Source organism: Fenollaria massiliensis, assembly GCF_023347705.1.
In the GTDB taxonomy this organism is placed as follows: Bacteria; Bacillota; Clostridia; order Tissierellales; family Peptoniphilaceae; genus Fenollaria; species Fenollaria massiliensis.
The window spans coordinates 1,372,013-1,391,811 of sequence record NZ_CP096649.1 but is presented as its reverse complement, the minus strand read 5'-3'; the positions used below and the strand labels follow the sequence as shown (position 1 = coordinate 1,391,811).

The 19,799-nt window shown below is 35.7% G+C and carries 15 protein-coding genes; 13 read left to right on the top strand and 2 right to left on the bottom strand.

Annotation, left to right across the window (positions count from 1 at the left end; all coding sequences use genetic code 11):
• The first annotated feature begins 93 nt into the window (after positions 1–93).
• The 4 genes from M1R53_RS06740 to M1R53_RS06725 all read left to right on the top strand — a co-directional run bounded on the left by M1R53_RS06740 (position 94) and on the right by M1R53_RS06725 (position 5,484).
• On the top strand, positions 94–777 hold the full coding sequence (locus tag M1R53_RS06740) for a trimeric intracellular cation channel family protein (RefSeq protein WP_249242472.1): 684 nt from the start codon (positions 94–96) through the stop codon (positions 775–777).
• Between the two features lie 376 nt (positions 778–1,153).
• Positions 1,154–2,713, top strand: a complete 1,560-nt coding sequence (locus M1R53_RS06735; RefSeq protein WP_249242471.1) for a hypothetical protein — start codon at positions 1,154–1,156, stop codon at positions 2,711–2,713.
• Positions 2,714–2,862: 149 nt separating this feature from the next.
• Positions 2,863–4,089 (top strand): copper amine oxidase N-terminal domain-containing protein, encoded by a 1,227-nt coding sequence (locus M1R53_RS06730; protein WP_249242470.1) that lies wholly within the window; start codon positions 2,863–2,865, stop codon positions 4,087–4,089.
• Between the two features lie 108 nt (positions 4,090–4,197).
• The gene (locus tag M1R53_RS06725) at positions 4,198–5,484 is read left to right on the top strand and encodes a hypothetical protein (protein WP_249242469.1); all 1,287 of its coding nucleotides are present in this window, start codon (positions 4,198–4,200) and stop codon (positions 5,482–5,484) included.
• A gap of 195 nt (positions 5,485–5,679) precedes the next feature.
• Here the strand turns inward: M1R53_RS06725 and M1R53_RS06720 are convergent, their stop codons facing one another.
• Positions 5,680–6,300 carry a DUF3841 domain-containing protein gene (locus tag M1R53_RS06720; protein WP_249242468.1) on the bottom strand — a complete coding sequence of 207 codons (621 nt, stop codon included), beginning with the start codon at positions 6,298–6,300 and terminating at the stop codon, positions 5,680–5,682.
• A 221-nt stretch (positions 6,301–6,521) separates the two neighbouring features.
• Between M1R53_RS06720 and hutH the strand changes: the two genes are divergently transcribed.
• The 9 genes from hutH to M1R53_RS06675 all read left to right on the top strand — a co-directional run bounded on the left by hutH (position 6,522) and on the right by M1R53_RS06675 (position 18,386).
• Complete coding sequence (gene hutH / locus M1R53_RS06715; protein ID WP_249242467.1) at positions 6,522–8,051, top strand: histidine ammonia-lyase; 1,530 nt, start codon at positions 6,522–6,524, stop codon at positions 8,049–8,051.
• Positions 8,052–8,073: 22 nt separating this feature from the next.
• On the top strand, positions 8,074–10,113 hold the full coding sequence (gene hutU, locus M1R53_RS06710; RefSeq protein ID WP_249242466.1) for a urocanate hydratase: 2,040 nt from the start codon (positions 8,074–8,076) through the stop codon (positions 10,111–10,113).
• Entirely contained in the window at positions 10,091–11,353 is a 1,263-nt protein-coding gene (gene hutI / locus M1R53_RS06705) for an imidazolonepropionase (RefSeq protein ID WP_249242465.1), read from the top strand. The genes hutU and hutI overlap by 23 nt, the downstream gene beginning before the upstream one ends.
• On the top strand, positions 11,343–11,981 hold the full coding sequence (locus M1R53_RS06700) for a response regulator transcription factor (RefSeq protein ID WP_249242464.1): 639 nt from the start codon (positions 11,343–11,345) through the stop codon (positions 11,979–11,981). The genes hutI and M1R53_RS06700 overlap by 11 nt, the downstream gene beginning before the upstream one ends.
• A gap of 943 nt (positions 11,982–12,924) precedes the next feature.
• Positions 12,925–14,478: an ABC transporter substrate-binding protein gene (locus tag M1R53_RS06695; protein WP_249242463.1), complete on the top strand. Its 1,554-nt coding sequence runs from the start codon at positions 12,925–12,927 to the stop codon at positions 14,476–14,478.
• An 81-nt stretch (positions 14,479–14,559) separates the two neighbouring features.
• Positions 14,560–15,489, top strand: coding sequence for an ABC transporter permease (locus tag M1R53_RS06690; protein ID WP_019214145.1), 930 nt, complete (start codon positions 14,560–14,562; stop codon positions 15,487–15,489).
• An 8-nt stretch (positions 15,490–15,497) separates the two neighbouring features.
• Entirely contained in the window at positions 15,498–16,385 is an 888-nt protein-coding gene (locus tag M1R53_RS06685) for an ABC transporter permease (protein ID WP_019214144.1), read from the top strand.
• Positions 16,386–16,394: 9 nt separating this feature from the next.
• Complete coding sequence (locus tag M1R53_RS06680) at positions 16,395–17,417, top strand: ABC transporter ATP-binding protein (RefSeq protein WP_249242462.1); 1,023 nt, start codon at positions 16,395–16,397, stop codon at positions 17,415–17,417.
• A gap of 12 nt (positions 17,418–17,429) precedes the next feature.
• Positions 17,430–18,386 (top strand): ABC transporter ATP-binding protein, encoded by a 957-nt coding sequence (locus M1R53_RS06675; protein ID WP_249242461.1) that lies wholly within the window; start codon positions 17,430–17,432, stop codon positions 18,384–18,386.
• Positions 18,387–18,770: 384 nt separating this feature from the next.
• Here the strand turns inward: M1R53_RS06675 and M1R53_RS06670 are convergent, their stop codons facing one another.
• The gene (locus tag M1R53_RS06670; protein WP_249242460.1) at positions 18,771–19,679 is read right to left on the bottom strand and encodes a selenium metabolism-associated LysR family transcriptional regulator; all 909 of its coding nucleotides are present in this window, start codon (positions 19,677–19,679) and stop codon (positions 18,771–18,773) included.
• Between the last annotated feature and the right edge of the window lie 120 nt (positions 19,680–19,799).

The window sequence follows — 19,799 nt, the reverse complement described above, 5'->3', positions numbered from 1 at the left end:
TATTATATCATATTTATAAGTTTAAAACATTTATAATATTTCCATAGATAAAAAACGAATTTTGTAGTATAATTATCCTAGAGAGGAGATACAATGGATTACGAAAAATTTTATTATATAGCAGAAATCGTCGGCACCGTTGCATTTGCATCATCAGGCACCTTAGTTGCCATCAGAAAAGGCATGGACATCTTTGGCATAGTGGTCCTCGCCATAATCACAGCGGTTGGCGGAGGTATCATAAGGGACATAACACTTGGAATTACGCCTCCCATGGCATTTAGAGACACGACATATACAAGCGTTTCGATAGTGACAGCCTTGATTTTAATCGTATTTTTGTCAAAAAAGATAAAGATACTTAGCCTAAAAGGTGTTGACAGAGAATTTATGATTAAATACACACAAATCGCCTCAGTACTCGACGCCATCGGACTTGGCATATTCACAGCAAGCGCAGTAACAGTCGGCATCGCGCGCGGCTACATGAACAATCCGTTTTTACTGATCTTCGTAGGGGTTATCACAGGCTGCGGCGGAGGTGTTATGAGAGATTTGCTTTCAGACACAATACCGATTATATTCACAAAAAACACCATTTACGCAGTTGCCTCACTTTTGGGTGCAGTCGTATTTATAGTTTTGAGACCATTTGGAGCAAATTTTGCCTTTTTGATGGGAGCCTCAGCGACAGTAGTCATCAGGCTTTTATCAATGAAGTACAGGTGGAGTCTGCCAGACGTCTCAAGTGACCTTGTTGATGGGGACGACGCTTAAGAGAATTTAATACAGATTTTACATTAGAAAGCTTTGTTTATGCACGAACAAGGCTTTTTTTTATGCGAATGGCTGGGCCACTGTGTACAAAACTGTGGATAAGTCTGTGGATAAATATAAAATCACAAGAAAATAGCTTTGTCAAGTACTATTTTTGCGAAAAATGCTTGTGGATAAAGTGGATAAGCTTGTTAATAAGTGTAAAATAGCGATTTTTAATGTGGATAAAAATGTGAGTAAGTTAATTATTAAATTTTTTAAATAATTGTAAGCTTAGTATTAAAAATATTTATAAGGAATAAGGCGATTTCCATTGCTTTTATATCTCTTTAGTAGTATAATAAAGTTAATAAATCTATTAAGGAGGAATTATATTATGAAGAAGAAAATTTCATTGTTACTTGCAATATTAATGCTTGTAACATTAATCCCAACAGCATTTGCTGAGTCAAAAACAGTAGATGCAGTTAAAAACACTAAAAAAGTGACACTTGACGGAGAAGAAGTAAAGGTAGGCGCATACGACGTAGAAGGCTACAACTACTTAAAACTTAGAGACGTAGCAGCAATTTTAAATGCTAAAAAATGCCAATTCAACATTGGATACGATGAGCCAAGAAAGTTAATCACAGTTGAACTAGCAAAGGCCTATGAAAAACAAGAAGGCGACCTAGCTGAAATTAAAGAAGAAAAAGCAAAAGCAATCGTATCAGTTAAGAAGATCCTTGTTAATGGCGAAGAAAAAGAAATAAAGACAGCTCTTATTAACGAGTATAACTACATGCAATTAAGAGACCTTGGTTCATTAGTAGGACTAGACGTTAAATACGATGCAAAGAATAAAGTTATTATGCTAAATAGTGATGCTCAAGCAAAAGAAGAAGCTCCTCGTTATGTAATGATTAAGTCTAAGCTTTATAAAGATACAGGCGAAATTAATAAGAACATGAAATGTGGAACTATGGATGGCAAGATATCAACAAGCGTTGATGCAAAAGAAATGCCTAAGAAGGACAATGAATCGAACTTTGGAACTGGATATGAGTACCAAATTGGAACTGATGGAAGCATAACTGTAGATATTGATGACAAATGCTTAATCTTTAAAGAAGTGAAAGAAGAAGAAAAGAAAGACGAAAAAAATGAAGATAAAAAAGATGAAAAAACTGACGAAAAGAAAGAAGAAAAGAAAGAAGAAGTAAAAACTGAAGATAATGTAAAAGTTATTAAAACTGATAATTTTGATGCATTAGAAACAGCAAAATTAGATGCTATGGAAAAACTTCACAATATGTTTTCTAAATATACAAAAGACAGCTACATTGTAAAGGACAATTTATTTACACAAGTAATACCAGGAGCCGACACTATGATATCTCTTAAGAATTTTGCTAGATTACTTGGTAGCGATTTATATATAGAAGAGCATACAAGTAAGAAAAGAATAGAAGAAGTTGACGGAATACCATATTACGCTGTAGAATTTATTTATCCAAACGGCTCAAGCTTAATAGAAAGACTTAGCGTTGAACCAGTTGATGGTGACATTAAATTCTTAAAGAATGTGTTAATATTACCTATGATAACAGTAGATGGTGATAAGTCTTCTATACTTGATAAGGATCAAGATTATATAATAGAAAATATTAAAAAATTCCACGACGCATTAGCTGCAAAGAATTTTAAAAATGCTAGCGATGCATTAAAAGCACTTAATTTTAAAGCTACAGAAGAAAATGTTAAGAAAATGTTTGCACTTAGATGTGAAAATGCAGAAAAATTGGGAGTAGAAATATTCTCTACAGATTATACTTTTAAAAACGAAAAAGACGAAGACGATTACGCTTATACATTTACTTACAAGAATGGCGCAAAATTTATGATATATTTGAATAAACAATATCCAGGCTTAGCTAGTCTAGTAGTTGATAAATAGAATAAATTGCTTAAGAGCAGAGTCATTAGGATTCTGCTCTTATTATTTTTATAAATATAATTAATATAAAACAATTTCATGAGTATATTGATTTTAGATTTCTTTAGTAGTATAATAAAGTTGATCAATCTATTAAGGAGGAAAGCATTATGAAGAAGAAAATTTCTTTGTTACTTGCTATTTTAATGCTTGTAACACTTATCCCAACATCATTCGCTGAGAGAAAAATTGTTGACGCGAAAAAGAACAATCAAAGAATAGCCCTAGATGGAGAAGAAGTAAAGGTAGGCACTTACTTAGTTGAGGATTATACTTACATCAAATTACGTGACGTTGCCGCTCTATTGAATGAAACACCAAATCAATTTGATATTGGATTTGCTACGAAGGAACTTAAAACAATTGTTTTAGCTCTTGGTGAGGAGTATGAAAAAGAAGATGATGATCTTCAAGAAATTAAAAAAGAAAAAGCTAAGGCTAGTGTTGGAGTGATACAAGTTAAAGTTAATGGAGAGCTTAAAGACCTTAAAACTGCTTTGATTGATGGTTTTAACTATGTTCAATTAAGAGATCTATCTAAGCTTGTTGGCTTCGAGGTAGGCTATGACGCTAAGAACAAAACTATCCTTATAAATACAAAAGAAGACGAAAATAGTGTAAATGCTAATAAAAACAAAGTTCCTAAGTCAAAGTGGACTGAAGCTGAAAAAGAATGGTTTAAGAATCAAAAAACTTATTTAAACAATATGGTTCTTCTTATATTTGGCTTTGCAACTGCTGATAGCCCTAATATTGAACAAATAAAACAAAAATACCTTGACAACCTAGGATTAAGTGTTCTTGGAGGAAGAAAGCTTTTTCAAGGCTCAATAACAGACCAAAGTAATAGGGTTGAGATTAGAGATGGAATTAGATATGCTATAGCCACTTTAGTCTACGAAAGTGGAGCAACTGTAGTATATGAAGGACAAAACATTGGACAAGAAAATGAATTCTGGAGAACAAATTTCTACAACACTGTAATATTAACTATTGCAGACAAATTACCTGAAAAGTATATGAATGATAAAAATGCTGTTTGTGAACAAATAGTTAAGTTCTACGATGCTATAGTTAATAAAGATTATGAAAAGGCTGTCAAAGAAATAAAAGAACTTAAGATAAATGCGACTGTTGAAAGCGTTAAGTTATTTGAAGAAAGAATGAAAGAATATGCTAATGGAGTAGAAATATTTAGAAAAGATTATACAACAGTATTTAAGACAGACGAAAATGGCGACCCACATGTATTTTTCCAATATAGCGACAACACTGTTTTTGAAGTAGCATATATAGGAACAAACTCTACTGGTATTTTAGCAGCAACACGTAAATAAATAATTTAATCAAAAAATTGGGAGCGAAAGCTCCCTTTTTTGTCTTGCTTTTATATTTCTTTAGTAGTATAATGAAATTACTCAATCAAATTAAGGAGGAATAATATTATGAAGAAGAAAATTTCATTGTTATTAGCAATCTTAATGTTTGTAACACTAATCCCAACAGCATTTGCTGAATCAAAAACAGTAGATGCAGTTAAAAACACTAAAAAAGTGACACTTGACGGAGAAGAAGTGATGGTTGGTGCATACGACGTAGAAGGCTACAACTATTTAAAACTTAGAGACGTAGCAGCAATTTTAAATACTAAAAAATGCCAATTCAACGTTGGTTTCGATAAGCCAACAAAGCTAATCACAGTAGAACTAGCAAAAGGATACGAAAAAGTTGAAGGCGATCTAGCAGAAATTAAGGACGAAAAAGCAAAAGCCATTATTCGCGTAATCAAAATACTTGTTAATGGCGAAGAAAAAGAAGTAAAGACAGCTCTAATTAACGAAAACAACTACATGCAATTAAGAGACCTTGGCACACTAGTAGGACTTGGCGTTAACTATGATGCAAAAAATAAAGTTATCATGCTAAAGAGTGATGTTGAAGAAAAAGAAGAAAAGACTGAAGAAAAGAAAGATGATAAAAAAGAAGAAAAAACTGATGATAAAAAAGATGAAAAGAAGGATGAAAATAAGAGTCTTGATTTTACAGACGCTGAAACAGCATATTTAAATAAACTTATAAGTCTTTACGATGCATGGTTAGAATATCTTGAAACTCATAATGTCGATGAAGTGCCAGAAGAGTCAAGATCAATTGCAAATTATTATAGTTACCTAAAAAATATATTTGAAGCTGGCGGTAGACCATTAAGCCGTGAGTATACAGCTTCTATTTATATAGATGAAAGAAAAGATGGTAGATACACTGTAGTTGAATTTGAATATCCATCTGGATCAACTCTTTTACAAGAAGCAATTGTTACGGCGGATGTAGACGGTTCTTTTAAAAATGAAAAATTTAACGCTAAAATAATTAATGCTTACATTATACCATTTAGAAAAGATGCTAAAAAAGATTTACTTAACAATTCTGAACTAATAAAGACAAAGTTTAAAGAATTTTATGATGAAGCAATGAAAAAAGATTACAAGAAAGCAGCAGCTGCTCTATATGAGCTAGGTTATGACTCTAATGAAAAGAATGTTAAGGAGCTTATTGAGCTTAGAGCTAAAAATGCTAAAGCACTTAAAGGCGCGCTTGATATAGAAAATTATAAATATGAAGCAAAAAAAGTAGATAAGTCATTTATGGCAAAATTTTCAAATGAATATGAAATGTTTGTAATCATATATAATCCTGAATTAGATGGTTTATTAACAAGCTTTTTTAAATAAATAAATAATCAAAAAATTGGGAGCGAAAGCTCCCTTTTTTAGTGCTATATAATTAAATATATTAGCAAATTGAATTTTGCGAAATATTTTGATGAATAAGGCGAAGTACAGCGAGCGAGCGACTGAGCTGTACAAGTGCGTACGCGCAAGGAACGAGTGAGTGAAACGAGCCTTAGTCGCAAAATAGACGCGAAATTAATTTTTCCAAGTCTCTTCCATATCCCCAACTATTTCAAAAAAGTCATCGCCTGGATAAATTATATGCTTAATCCATTCTTCCTTAATCTGCCAAAGATTTGCCTGAACAACAAATTCGCTTCTATCTGTAATTTCAAAGATTCGCTCCCAGCTAGCGACAATTGTATCTCTTATATCGTCATACATCTCATCATATTTTCTATCAAATATATTAAAGCTGTGGTCGATGCCGCGCGCATTGAGTTCTTTTTCGAAGCGTTTCGCATCATCTTCATCAAGTGGCACGTACTGATTGTTTAAAACTAGATCCCACTTTGCTCCATCGAAGTAAATAACTTCATCCTTTGGTACTGTGATTGCATAAACGACTTCTTTCTCGATTGGTTTTAAGCAGTTTCCCTTTGAGACGCTGCACCAAATTGGGTAGCTGATATCATCTGGCTTAGGAACTCTTTTTGATGCCATTTTAACGAAATAATCATATTTTTCTAAGAAAAAGTCTGAAATGTCTCTCATATGTAAGCTTACATAGAGCCTTTTATTTTGTATAATGCCTTTATTTTTTAACTCATATAGACTATTCTCATGCTGTCTTGTGTATAAATTTACATATTCCATAATATCACCTAATTATTCATACCCAATATTTCGGATTTGAAATTTTAATCCTTGACTATAAATTTTATCTATGGTATAATATCTATGGATGAGGTGAAAGGTATGATATTCATACATAATTATTTATTTACTCACAATTTTAATAAAAAATAGATTTAAGGAACGCCATGTGCGTTCCTTTTTACTTTATCAGAGTACTAACTTAGTAAAAGGAGGACATTATGGAAAAGATCGTAATCAATGGCAAAGATCTAACAATTGAAGATGTGGCAAAGGTAGCAAGATGCCACGCAGAGGTTGAAATTTCAAAGGATGCAAAGGAAAAAATCATTGCGTCAAGAAAACTTGTTGACAAGTTTGTTGAAGAAGAAAGGGTTATTTACGGAATCACAACTGGTTTTGGAAAATTCTCTGAAGTACATATCTCAAAGGATATGACTAAAAATTTACAAAAGAATTTAATTATGTCTCACTCATGTGGCGTTGGCGAGCTTTTTGACGAAGACATCGTTAGAGCCATCATCCTATTGAGAGCTAATTCATTATCAAAGGGTTATTCAGGCGCAAGACTTGAAACTATAGAAACACTAGTTGCTATGCTTAACAAGGGCGTTACACCATGTATTCCTGAAAAGGGTTCGCTAGGTGCATCAGGTGACTTAGCTCCTCTTGCTCACATGGTTCTACCTATGCTTGGCTTAGGCGAAGCTTTCTATGAAGGCAAGAAAATGACTGGTAAGGAAGCTATGGACAAGGCTGGCATAGAATGTATCGAATTAACTAGCAAGGAAGGTCTAGCCCTTATCAATGGTACTCAAGTTTTAACTGCTGTTGGCACATTAACTTTATATGATGCTATTAAGCTTTCAAAATTAGCTGACGTTGCTACATCTCTTACAATGGAAGCCATGGGCGGCATCATCGATGCATTCGATGAAAGAATCGCTGATGTTAGACGTCACCAAGGCATGTATGACACTTCATATAATGTTAGAGCGATTCTTGAAGGATCAAAAAATATTACTCGCCAAGGTGAATTAAGGGTACAAGACGCATACTCACTAAGATGTGTTCCGCAAATTCACTGCGCACCAAAGGATACACTAAATTATGTTAAGAGCAAAGTTGATATCGAAATCAACTCTGTTACTGACAACCCAATCATCTTCCCAGATGATGAAGCAGTTATCAGTGCTGGTAATTTCCACGGCGAACCAATGGCTCTACCATTTGACTTTTTAGGCATTGGTATCAGTGAGCTAGCTAACGTATCTGAAAGAAGACTAGAAAGACTAGTAAATCCAGCATTATCAGAAGGTCTACCAGCTTTCTTAGTTAAGGAAGGCGGAGTAAACTCTGGCTACATGATAGTTCAATACGCAGCTGCAGCTCTTGTTAGCGAAAACAAGGTATTAGCTCATCCAGCAAGCGTTGACTCAATACCATCATCTGCTAACCAAGAAGACTTAGTATCTATGGGTACTATAGCTGCTAGAAAAGCTAGAGAAATTTATTTAAACGCAAGAAAAGTTATAGCTATGGAAATGTTTGCTGCATGCCAAGCTATTGATATAAGAGGAGATAAGGGTCTTGGCAAGGGAACTAAGGCTGCTTATGACGAAGTAAGAAAAGTGATAGACTACATCGACAAAGATAGGGTTATGTACTTTGAAATCAATAAAGCTGAAGAATTATTAGCTGATGACAAGGTTCTTAACGCTGTTGAAAAAGCTGTAGGCGCACTTAAATAGTTATTAAGTAGGGAGGTTAATTATGAAATTTGATCTTAAAGACGCTATGACAATCAAACTTGATCCGGTTTTACCACCGATGCACAAGATTGATCCAAAGGTTAGAAGAGCACCTGTTAGAGACTTAACTCTTTCAAAGCATGAGATAGAGCTAGCTTTAAGGAATGCACTTAGATATATTCCAGAAGAGCTTCACGCTGAACTAGCTCCTGAATTTATGGAAGAGCTTATGACTAGAGGAAGAATTTATGGCTATAGATTTAGACCTGAGGGCAATATCAAGGCTAAACCTATCGATGAATACAAAGGTAAATGCATCGAAGGTAAGGCTATACAACTAATGATTGACAATAACCTAGACTTTGACGTAGCACTATATCCTTATGAACTTGTTACTTATGGTGAAACAGGACAAGTTATGCAAAACTGGATGCAATACAGACTAGTTAAAAAATATCTAGAAAATTTAACTGATGAACAAACACTTGTAATGGAATCAGGTCACCCACTAGGCTTATTCAGAAGCCACAAGACTTCACCAAGAGTTATAATCACAAACTCATTAATGATAGGTGAGTTTGACAACCAAAAATATTGGCACAAAGCAGTTGCCATGGGCGTTGCAAACTATGGACAAATGACTGCTGGTGGCTGGATGTACATTGGACCACAAGGTATAGTTCACGGCACATACAATACAGTTCTTAACGCAGCTCGTCTAAAATTAGGCGTTCCACATGATGGTGACCTAAGAGGACACATCTTCATTTCATCTGGTTTAGGCGGAATGAGTGGTGCTCAAGGTAAGGCAGCTAAGATTGCCAATGGTGTTGGTATCATCGCAGAAGTTGATATTTCAAGAATCAACACAAGACTTGAACAAGGCTGGATAGATGAATGTTCAGACGACCTTGATCAAGTATTCAAATGGGCTAACGAAGCAAGAGATAGCAAGACTCCTAGAGCAATCGCTTACCATGGTAACATCGTAGATCTACTAGAATACTGCGTTAAAAATAACGTTCACGTAGAACTTCTTTCTGACCAAACATCATGCCACGCTCAATACGACGGAGGATATTGCCCACAAGGCTTAACATTTGAAGAAAGAACTAAGATGCTTGCTGAAGACAAAGAAGGCTTCTGTAAATTAGTTGACAAAACATTAAAGCATCACTTTGAATTAATCAAAACATTAGTAGATAGAGGAACATATTTCTTTGACTATGGTAACTCCTTCATGAAATCAGTTTTCGATGCAGGCGTTAAAGAGATAGCTAAGAACGGCGTTGACGAATCAGAAGGATTCATCTTCCCAAGCTATGTTGAAGATATCATGGGACCAATGCTATTTGACTATGGTTACGGACCATTTAGATGGGTTTGCTTATCAAATAAGGAAGAAGACCTAATCAAGACTGACCACGCAGCTATGGAATGCATTGACAAAGACAGAAGAGGTCAAGACCTTGATAACTACATTTGGATAAGAGACGCTGAAAAGAATAAATTAGTAGTTGGCTCACAAGCAAGAATACTTTACCAAGATGAAATCGGTAGATTAAAAATTGCTCTTAAGTTCAACGATATGGTTAGAAAGGGCGAAGTAGGCCCAATCATGCTAGGCCGTGACCATCACGACGTATCAGGAACTGACTCACCATTTAGAGAAACATCAAACATCAAGGACGGATCAAACATCATGGCAGACATGGCTACACAATGTTTCGCAGGTAACTGCGCTAGAGGTATGTCCATGGTAGCTCTTCATAACGGAGGTGGCGTTGGTATAGGTAAATCAATCAACGGCGGCTTCGGTATGGTTCTAGACGGATCAGACAGAGTAGATACAATACTTAAGGCAGCTATGCCTTGGGACGTTATGAGCGGTGTAGCTAGAAGAAGCTGGGCTAGAAACGACCACTCAATCGAAACAGCAATACAATATAACAAGGATCACAAAGACACTGACCACATTACTATTCCTTATCTAGTAGACGACAAAATTATAGAAAAAGAAATGGCAAAGGTGGATGAATATGAAGCAAAGCGTCATAATTAAAAATATTTCTTCGCTTTTAGCAACAAAGGCCCACGGTAAAGTTAGAGCAGGCAAAGCACAAGGCGAAGTAGAAATAATCAAAAACGCATATTTAATAACAGAAGACGATAAAATAAAAGCCTTAGGTACTATGGATGAGTATAAGGCTATGGGAGTAGATGAGAGCAAAGCTACAGTCATCGATGCGACTGGCAAATTAGTTACACCAGGCCTTGTAGACTCACATACACACCTTGTTCATGGGGGCTCAAGAGAAAATGAGCTCTCCATGAAGCTTCATGGCAAGACATATATGGACATAATGAACGCAGGTGGCGGTATACACGCAACACAAAGACATACCAAAGAAGCAAGCTTTGAAGAGCTTTATGAAAAGGCAAAAAAATCACTTGACATAATGCTAAGCTATGGTGTTACAACTGTTGAAGCAAAGTCAGGCTATGGTATAGAAGACTTCGATACAGAGCTAAAACAATTAGAAGTAGCTAAAAAATTAAACGAAGATCATCCAATCGATTTAGTATCAACATTTATGCCATGCCATGCTATGCCAGATGAGTACAAAAACGACAGAGAAGCCTTTATTAATAAGGTTATCAATGAATATAATCCAAAAGTTATGGAAAAAGGACTTGCAGAATTTGCAGATATTTTCTGTGAAGACGGCGTTTATACTATAGATGAGTCAATAAGAGTGCTTGAAGCATCAAGAAAAACTGGCTTTAAGCTTAAAATACATGCAGATGAACTAATTAGCTTTGGAGGCGCTGAACTAAGCGCTGAGCTAAAATGCGTTTCAGCAGATCACTTGATAGGCGCATCAGATGAAGGCATCAAGGCCATGGCAGCTAATGGGGTTATAGCAAACGTACTTCCATCAACAGCATTTAATCTAAACACAGGCAAATACGCTAGAGCTAGAAAGATGATAGAAGAGGGATGCCCAGTAAGTATCTCAACAGACTACAATCCAGGTTCATGCCCATCTGAAAATATTCAATTAGCAATGCAAATAGCTTCAATCAAAATGAGAATGACACCAGAAGAAGTATTTAATGCTGCTACCATAAACGCAGCAGCAAGCGTACTTAGAACGGAATCCATAGGTTCGCTTGAAGTTGGTAAGAAGGCCGACATCGCCATCTTTAACTGTGAAAATATTGATTACTTCGTATATCACTTCGGTATAAACCACACATATAAAGTAATTAAGAACGGAACAATAGTTTATGGCGCTTAAATCATTTAGAGTATTAATAGTTGGCGGTTCAGAAATATACGCCCTAGGCATAAGAGCCTCTCTTTCAGCTTTTAACGATATGCACGTCGTTGAAAGCTTTAGAGATGCCTCAGATGCTCAAGAATATTTAAGAATAAAGAGCGTAGATTTTCTCATCTATGTAGATGATGAACTAGATGAAAGAAAAAAGATACCCGAGCTACAAATGATAGCCGTTAAAGACAGGCGCTATAGAATACTCTTTATGACTAACAAGCCAAACACAGAAATGATAATTTCGCCAAAAGACTTTTATCTCGATGGCATCATCGACAAAGAACTTAGTGGAGCAAATCTTAGACAAGCGCTTCTCGATATGAGAAAAGGGGTAGTAGTCGTGTCTAAAGAAAAAAACTTCAGTATACAGACGGAACAAAAATTGGGGGATTTTTTGAACCGTAAGAAGATCTACGACACACTAAGCTCAAGAGAAAAGCAAATCCTACTAAGTATAAAAGAAGGCCTAAGCAATCAAGAAATAGCCGATAGATTTTTCATCACACTCTCTACATCCAAAACACACATCTATAGAGTGTATAAGAAGTTGGGGGTTAAGTCGCGCTCTCAAGCAATTAATTTTCTAAATTAAATTTTGAATTAAAATGCCGGATTAGGCTTGTTCGCTTTTTGGCAATGCTCGAGTACTATATGTACACTCCGCTTGCCTCAAAGCTCCACTTCGCCTAATCCATGCATTTTCTCTTCAAAATTTACGAATACAAATAATTTTATCTAATAAATTTGTGATAAAGATAATTTTATCTATTAGTAAAATTTTAGCTATGCTTATTTACTATTAGTGAGAATCGCTTGCTTCGTCGGTCCACATCGCTCAATCTAGCTCAAGTGCGAAGCATCAAGGTTCTCGGGACCCATTCAAAGCGAAGCTTTGCAAATGGGTGAGGTTCTTCCTTGCTCTGCAAAACTAGTGAATAAAGATAATTTTATTTAATAAATTTACGAATAAAGATAATTTCATCTAATAAATTTACGAAAAAAATAATTTCATCTAATAATTTAATGAAAAATTTTGCTATGCAGACTGAAAATTACTTCACACAATCATTACACTTGAAAAATAAAAAACTTAATTAATTTACGCAAGGCAATATATGATCGGAAAGAGCTTTGCGTAAAGTCATTTCAAATCCTTTTTGATGCACCTAAATATTGGGTGCATCTTTTTTATATTTTTTATTATAAGTATTATTTTTATTATTAAGTATAATTGGGATTACATTTATAATATTAATATGATTAATAAGTATTAATTATTTCTATTCTCGAAAAAAGTTTTACGTGTAAAGTAGTATTTTGATCAAAATACTTGTAATCTTAAATAAGTAGTGGTATAATATATAAAAGAGCTTTAATTAGGTAGAGCATATCGCTGTTAACACGAGCTCATGAAGAATTAGTAGACCGATTCCGATTAGCAAGAACATAGCATTTATACCATACATACGGGGCTCTTAGACTATAGCTAGGACCACTTAGGTCTTAAGCACACGCAGAAATGCAAGGAGGTTTTTATGAAGAAGTTTATTTCACTTATCTTGGCACTAGCGCTTGTTATGACAGTACTTACTGGTTGCGGTGGTGGCAACAAATCAACTGGAGAAAAGAAAGGCGACAAGGACACACTTGTAATCGCTAACGACTCAGATGCTATATCTCTAGACCCAATGGGAACTAATGATAACGCATCATCAAAAGTTTTAGTTCAAATTTATGAAGGTCTATTCGAACTAAATGATAAGGCAGAAGAAGTTCCTTTACTAGCTGAAAGCTATGATAAGGTTTCTGACACTGAATATGTTTTCCATTTAAGAAAAGGAGTTAAGTTCCACAACGGAGACGAAATGAAGGCTTCAGACGTTGTATTCTCATTGAAGCGTGCGTGTGAAGCACCTAACGTTAAACACTTGTTTAACACTATCGATGAAGACTCTATCAAGGCTGACGATGATTACACTGTAAGATTCAATCTTAAGTTCCCTTATCCTGGTATCATTGCATCTTTAATGCATCCAGGTGGATCAATCCTTTGCCAAAAAGAAGTTGAAGCAGCTGGAGACAGCTACGGTACTTCTACTGATAAAGTTTGTGGTACAGGTCCTTTCAAACTTGATGAATGGTCTAAGGCTAACGCTATCAAGCTAAGCAGAAATGAAGACTACTATGGAGAAAAGGCTAAGATGGCTAAGGTTGAATACAAGATTATCCCTGAACCAACTAACAGACTAGTTGAACTTCAAACTGGTGGAGCAGATATCATTTATGAACTACAACCACTTGATGTTGAAAAAGTTGAAAAAGATGAAAATCTTGTTATGTTAAAATCAGCTGACTATGGTACAACTTACCTAGGATTCAACACTCAAAAGGCACCTTTTGACAATCCAAAGGTTCGTCAAGCTATAGCATACGCTATCGATATGGAAGATTTAATTCCAAAGGTTTGGTTAGGTCTAGGTACAACTGCATCTAACTCAATGCCACCAACATTAAAATACTCTATCGGTGGAGAAACTAAGGCAAAAACTAGAGACATTGAAAAGGCTAAGGCACTTCTTGCTGAAGCAGGATATCCTAACGGCTTTGATACAACTATCTCTACTAACGAAAGAAAACAACGTGTTGACATGGCAACAATCATCAAAGAACAACTTAAAGAAGTTGGTATCAACGTAACTATCAACGTTATGGAATGGTCTGCATTCAACGACGTACTAAAGAATGCTAAACAAGATATGTTCGAAATCGCTTGGATTTCTGATACACCAGACCCAGACGCATTCTTATTCCCTTGCTTCCACTCAAGTGCAAAGGGCGAAGGCGGTAACTACTGCTGGTTAGAAGATCCAGAAATGGATAAGATGTTAGATGACGCTAGACAAGAACTTGACGAAACAAAGAGAGGCGAAATCTACAGAAAAGCTCAAGAGTACATTCTTGACAATCAAATTTGGATCCCTGAATACTGGTCAGAATTAACTGTAGCGACATCTAAGAATGTTGAAGGTTTTGAAATGAACAGCTTTGGATTCTACAAGTTAAACAAAGTAGAAGTTAAGACTAAGTAGTAAAATATTAGAATATTACAAATAGTGAAGGGGGAGGAGGATATCTTCCCCCTCACATAGTTCAATTATATCGGAGGCATTATGATAAAATACGTTATTAAGAGAATCCTCTATTTAATACCTGTTATCTTGCTTGTAAGTCTCTTCGTTTTCTGGTTATTATACATAACACCTGGAGACCCCGCTCGTAACATCTTAGGCCCATCAGCCACAGAAGAGCAAGTAGCAGAACTTAGAGAAGAACTTGGCTTAAACGATCCATTCTTCACGCAATTTGGTAGATACATATCTAACCTAGTGTTTAAAGGTGACTTAGGTCGTAGTTACAGAACAAGAATGCCTGTTGTTCAAGAAATTGGCAACAGAGCAGGCGCAACAATTAGACTAGCATTTTTAGCTATAACATTCGCAGTTTTACTAGGTATACCTATAGGTATCATATCAGCAGTAAAACAATATAGTATATTTGATAACTTGACAATGATATTTGCCCTAATTGGTATCTCAATGCCAGTATTCTGGTTAGGTTTACTACTAATCATGCTATTTAGTGTGCAACTAGGCTGGCTACCTGCATCAGGCTTTGATATGCCTAATCAATGGGTTCTACCAGCGATAGCATTAGGAGCTCAATCTGTTTCTGTTATCACAAGACAAACAAGAAGCTCTATGCTTGAAGTAATTAGACAAGACTACATCAGAACTGCTAAGGCAAAAGGTCAAGATCAAAAAGTTATCATCAGAAAGCATGCTCTTGCAAATGCCCTTATCCCTATCACAACAGTTATCGGTACACAATTCGGACAACTTATGGGTGGAGCGCTAATGACTGAAGTTATATTTAGTATTCCTGGCATAGGCAGACTTATGGTAGATTCAATCAAGATGAGAGACATACCTCTTGTTATGGGATGCGTATTGTTCGTTGCAGTTACATTTGCCCTTGTAAATCTAATTGTCGACATACTATATACATTCATAGATCCAAGAGTTAAGAGTCAATATATGTAGGTGATGATATGGCAGAAAAAAATATGAATAAAGAACAATCAGTTAAAAAATCAAAAAGACAAACAGGTCTTAGTGAAGTTTTAAAGAGAATGAAGAGAAACAAACTTGCTATGGTAGGTCTACTTATACTTATCATACTTGTTTTGGTTGCGATATTCGCAGACGTAGTTGCACCATATACATTCAATGATATGGTTGGTCCAACATACCAAACACCAAACTCTCAATTCATTTTCGGTACAGACCACTTGGGCCGTGATATATTCTCTCGTGTTGTTTACGGATCTAGAATCAGTTTAAAGGTTGGATTCATATCAGTATCCATCGCCTTAGCACTGGGTGTAACACTAGGAGCTGTTACTGGTTACTACGGCGGTAAAGTCGACACACTAGTTATGAGATTTATAGACGTGCTTCAAGCTATACCAGATATACTTTTAGCTATAGCCATCATGAGTGCGCTAGGCACAGGCCTTGCAAACCTTATGATTGCCGTTGGTATAGCTTCGGTTCCAGCATACGCCAGAATTGTTAGAAGCTCGGTTTTAACAATAAAAGATAATGAATTTGTTGAAGCAGCTAAGGCCAATGGCTCAAGTGACCTTAGAATCATCTTCAAACACATAATTCCAAACTGTATGGCACCTATCATAGTTCAAGCAACTCTTGGTGTTGCCTATGCAATTATTAACGCGGCAGGTCTATCCTTCATAGGATTAGGACTTGAACCACCTACACCAGAGTGGGGCGCTATGCTTTCGGATGGTCGTTCATATATCATGGACTTCCCACACATTACATTGTTCCCAGGTTTAGCCATCGTTATTACCATCTTTGCTCTTAATGTTATGGGCGATGGTCTTAGAGATGCACTTGACCCTAAGCTTAAGAGGTAGGAGGTTACTATGGAAAAAGGAAATTTACTTAATATAAGAGACCTATCTGTTGAGTTCAATACAGATTCAGGTGTTGTTAAAGCCGTTAATGGCATGAACTTGTCTCTAAATAAGAAAGAGACACTTGGCCTTGTTGGAGAAACAGGTGCCGGCAAGACTACTACTGCTCTTGCAATACTTAACTTAGTTCCTGATCCACCTGGAATTATTACTTCAGGAGAGATTGAGTTCGAAGGTAATGACATATTACAAACTAAAGAAAAAGACATGAGAAAGATTAGAGGGGAAAAGATCTCCATGATCTTCCAAGATCCAATGACAAGTCTTAACCCTGTTATGACTATAGGTAAGCAAATCGAAGAAGTTCTTGCTCTTCACACTAAACTTGACAAGAACGGAAGAAGAGAAAAGACCCTTGAAATGCTTGATCTAGTTGGTATCAGACGTGAAAGAGTTAATGACTATCCTCATCAACTTTCTGGTGGTATGAAACAAAGAATAGTTATCGCCATGGCTCTTGCTTGTAACCCAGAGATAATCATTGCGGACGAGCCAACAACTGCTCTAGACGTTACTATACAAGCTCAAGTTATGGAGCTAATGAAGGACCTTAAGAGCAAGTTTGATACATCCATCATCATGATTACTCACGACTTAGGTGTTATCGCTGAAATAGCCGATAAAGTAGCGGTTGTTTATGCTGGAGAAGTTGTTGAAAGCGGTACTACAAAGGATATATACACAGACAAGAAGCATCCATATACAGTTGGACTTTTCTCGTCAATACCAAAATTAACTGGAGATGTTGAAAGACTTCAAGTTATTCCTGGTATGACACCAGACCCAACAGATTTACCATGTGGCTGTAAGTTCCACCCAAGATGCACTAAGTGCATGGAAATGTGCAAAACTGAAAATCCACCAGTATACGAAGTAAGCCCAGGTCACTATGTTAAATGCTTCTTATATAAAGACGCAGCCATGGGTGTAGAAGGCGAAGCTCATACAGAGAATGAGTCAGAAGAAAAGTAGAGGAGGAAAGTTATGAGCGAAAATTTCATTGAAGTAAAACATTTATGTAAGTACTTTCCGACTAAAAAGGGCGTTCTACATGCAGTTGAAGACCTTAACTTTGAAATAAAGAAAGGAGAAACACTTGGCCTTGTAGGCGAGTCAGGCTGTGGTAAGTCAACTGCTGGTCGTGCAATAATTAGATTACATGAGCCAACTAGTGGAGAAATATGGTTTAACGGTGAAAACATCATGAATCGTCACACTAAAAAGGAAATGCATCAATTAAGACGCGAAATGCAAATTGTTTTCCAAGACCCATATTCATCACTTAACCCAAGACTAAACACATTTGATTTAATTGCAGACGCACTTTATGTAAACAAAATTTACGATAGTAAGAAAGAAATAGAAAAAGTAGTTCTTGAAATGATGGAAACAGTAGGTCTTGAAAAAAGACTTATGAACTCCTACCCACATGAACTAGACGGAGGAAGAAGACAAAGAATTGGTATAGCAAGAGCCCTAGTAATGAGACCTGAGTTCATAGTACTTGATGAGCCAGTATCAGCACTTGACGTATCAATACAAGCTCAAGTACTAAACCTTCTTCAAGACATACAAAAGGAAAAAGGACTAACATACTTATTTATATCACATGACCTTTCAGTTGTTCGTCACCTTTCAGACAGAGTTGCAGTAATGTACCTTGGTCGTATGGTTGAACTAGCAGACTACAAGCAAATATTTGAAAACACATTGCATCCATACACAAAAGCACTTCTTTCAGCAATTCCAGTACCTGAATATGACTACAAACAAGAAAGAATTATACTTAAAGGCGACGTTCCAAGCCCAATCGATCCACCAGATAGATGCGTTTTCTATGGTAGATGCCCTATGAGAGACGAAGGCATTTGCAATGGTACACATCCTACACTAAAGGAAGTGGAGCCGGGACATTTTGTAGCCTGTCATTTAGTAAAATAAAAAATTTTGAATTAAAATGCCGGCCTAGGCTCGTTCGCTTTTCGGCAATACTCACGTACCATTAGTACGTTCCGTTTGTCTCAAAGCTCCACTTCGCCTAATCCATGCATTTTCTCTTCAAAATTAGTAAAAAACAATTTGGTTCTGAAGGTTGATTTACTTCGCATAATCATCTTGTTTTATCTAAAAAATTAAAATTTAAGATCTAATTTAAATAAATTAGTGACTACAAAAGCAGATGCATAATACGTGCATCTGCTTTTACTTGTCTATAAAAAAATGGAGCTACATAAGCGTAACTCCAAAATAAATTGTTAAATATATTTAAAATTTTTAATTTTATCTAAATCAAATTCTATGGATTTTATAGATTTAAAAAATAATTTATTTATGTTTCTTTACATAATCCAGTACAAAATCCTTAAATCTCTTACCAAGTGGACTAAGTGGCTTTTCTCTGTGATACAAGAAATAAAAGTCTCTTGAGAAGTTCACGCCCTTTATATTTAAGTACTTAAATCTATTTTCTTTAATATCTCTTTCAATCGCAATCTTGTTCATAAAACTTAGACCAACACCTTTGCTAACTAATGACTTGATTGATTCATTGTCATCGCAAGTGCCAACTATCCTAAGTTTTCTAGCATCTTTAGAACTTTGGTAAATAGCGTTGATTATTGTTTCAAGCGAGGCGGAACCATATTCTCTTAAAATAAAATCTTCATCAAGAATATCTTCAAATTTAACTGAATCGCCATTCTTAAGATTTTCAAATTTTTCATTTGGAACTATAAGTACGCTGGTATCTTTAACAAGCTTAACAAAGTCAAGTTTTGGGTTACCAGTCATCTTTCCGACGATTGCAAAGTCATTTTCATAAGATATGATTTTCTTAATCGCTTCCTTTGAGTCACTTCCTTGAAGCGAAAAACTAATCTTTGGATGTTCATTTAAAAATGATTTTATAAGATCAGGAAGTATGTACTCTCTTGGGATGGAACTTGACAAAATGCTTATCTTGCCCTGAAGACCTTGGTCGTATGCGTCAATCTCATACTTAGCGTTATTAATCTGGTCAATAATCTTCTCCGCATGCTCGTACAAAATTCGTCCAGTTGGCGTAACTCTAAAGAGTCTGCCGCTTCTGTCAATAAGCTCGCTACCGACTTCTTTTTCAAGAGCAGTTATGTGATTGGAGACTGTTGGTTGCGTGATAAACAGCTTTTCTGCAGCTTTCGAGAAACTTTCAAGTCTAACGACCTCAACAAAAGTTTCTATTTGTCTTATGTCCATATTCTTCCCTCCTCATATATAAAGATATTTTATCACAAGTATTGATTTTTTTCAAGAAAAAGATTAAAATATTAAGAATATTCAAATAATATTTTATGTAAAACTTGACGTAAGTACAAT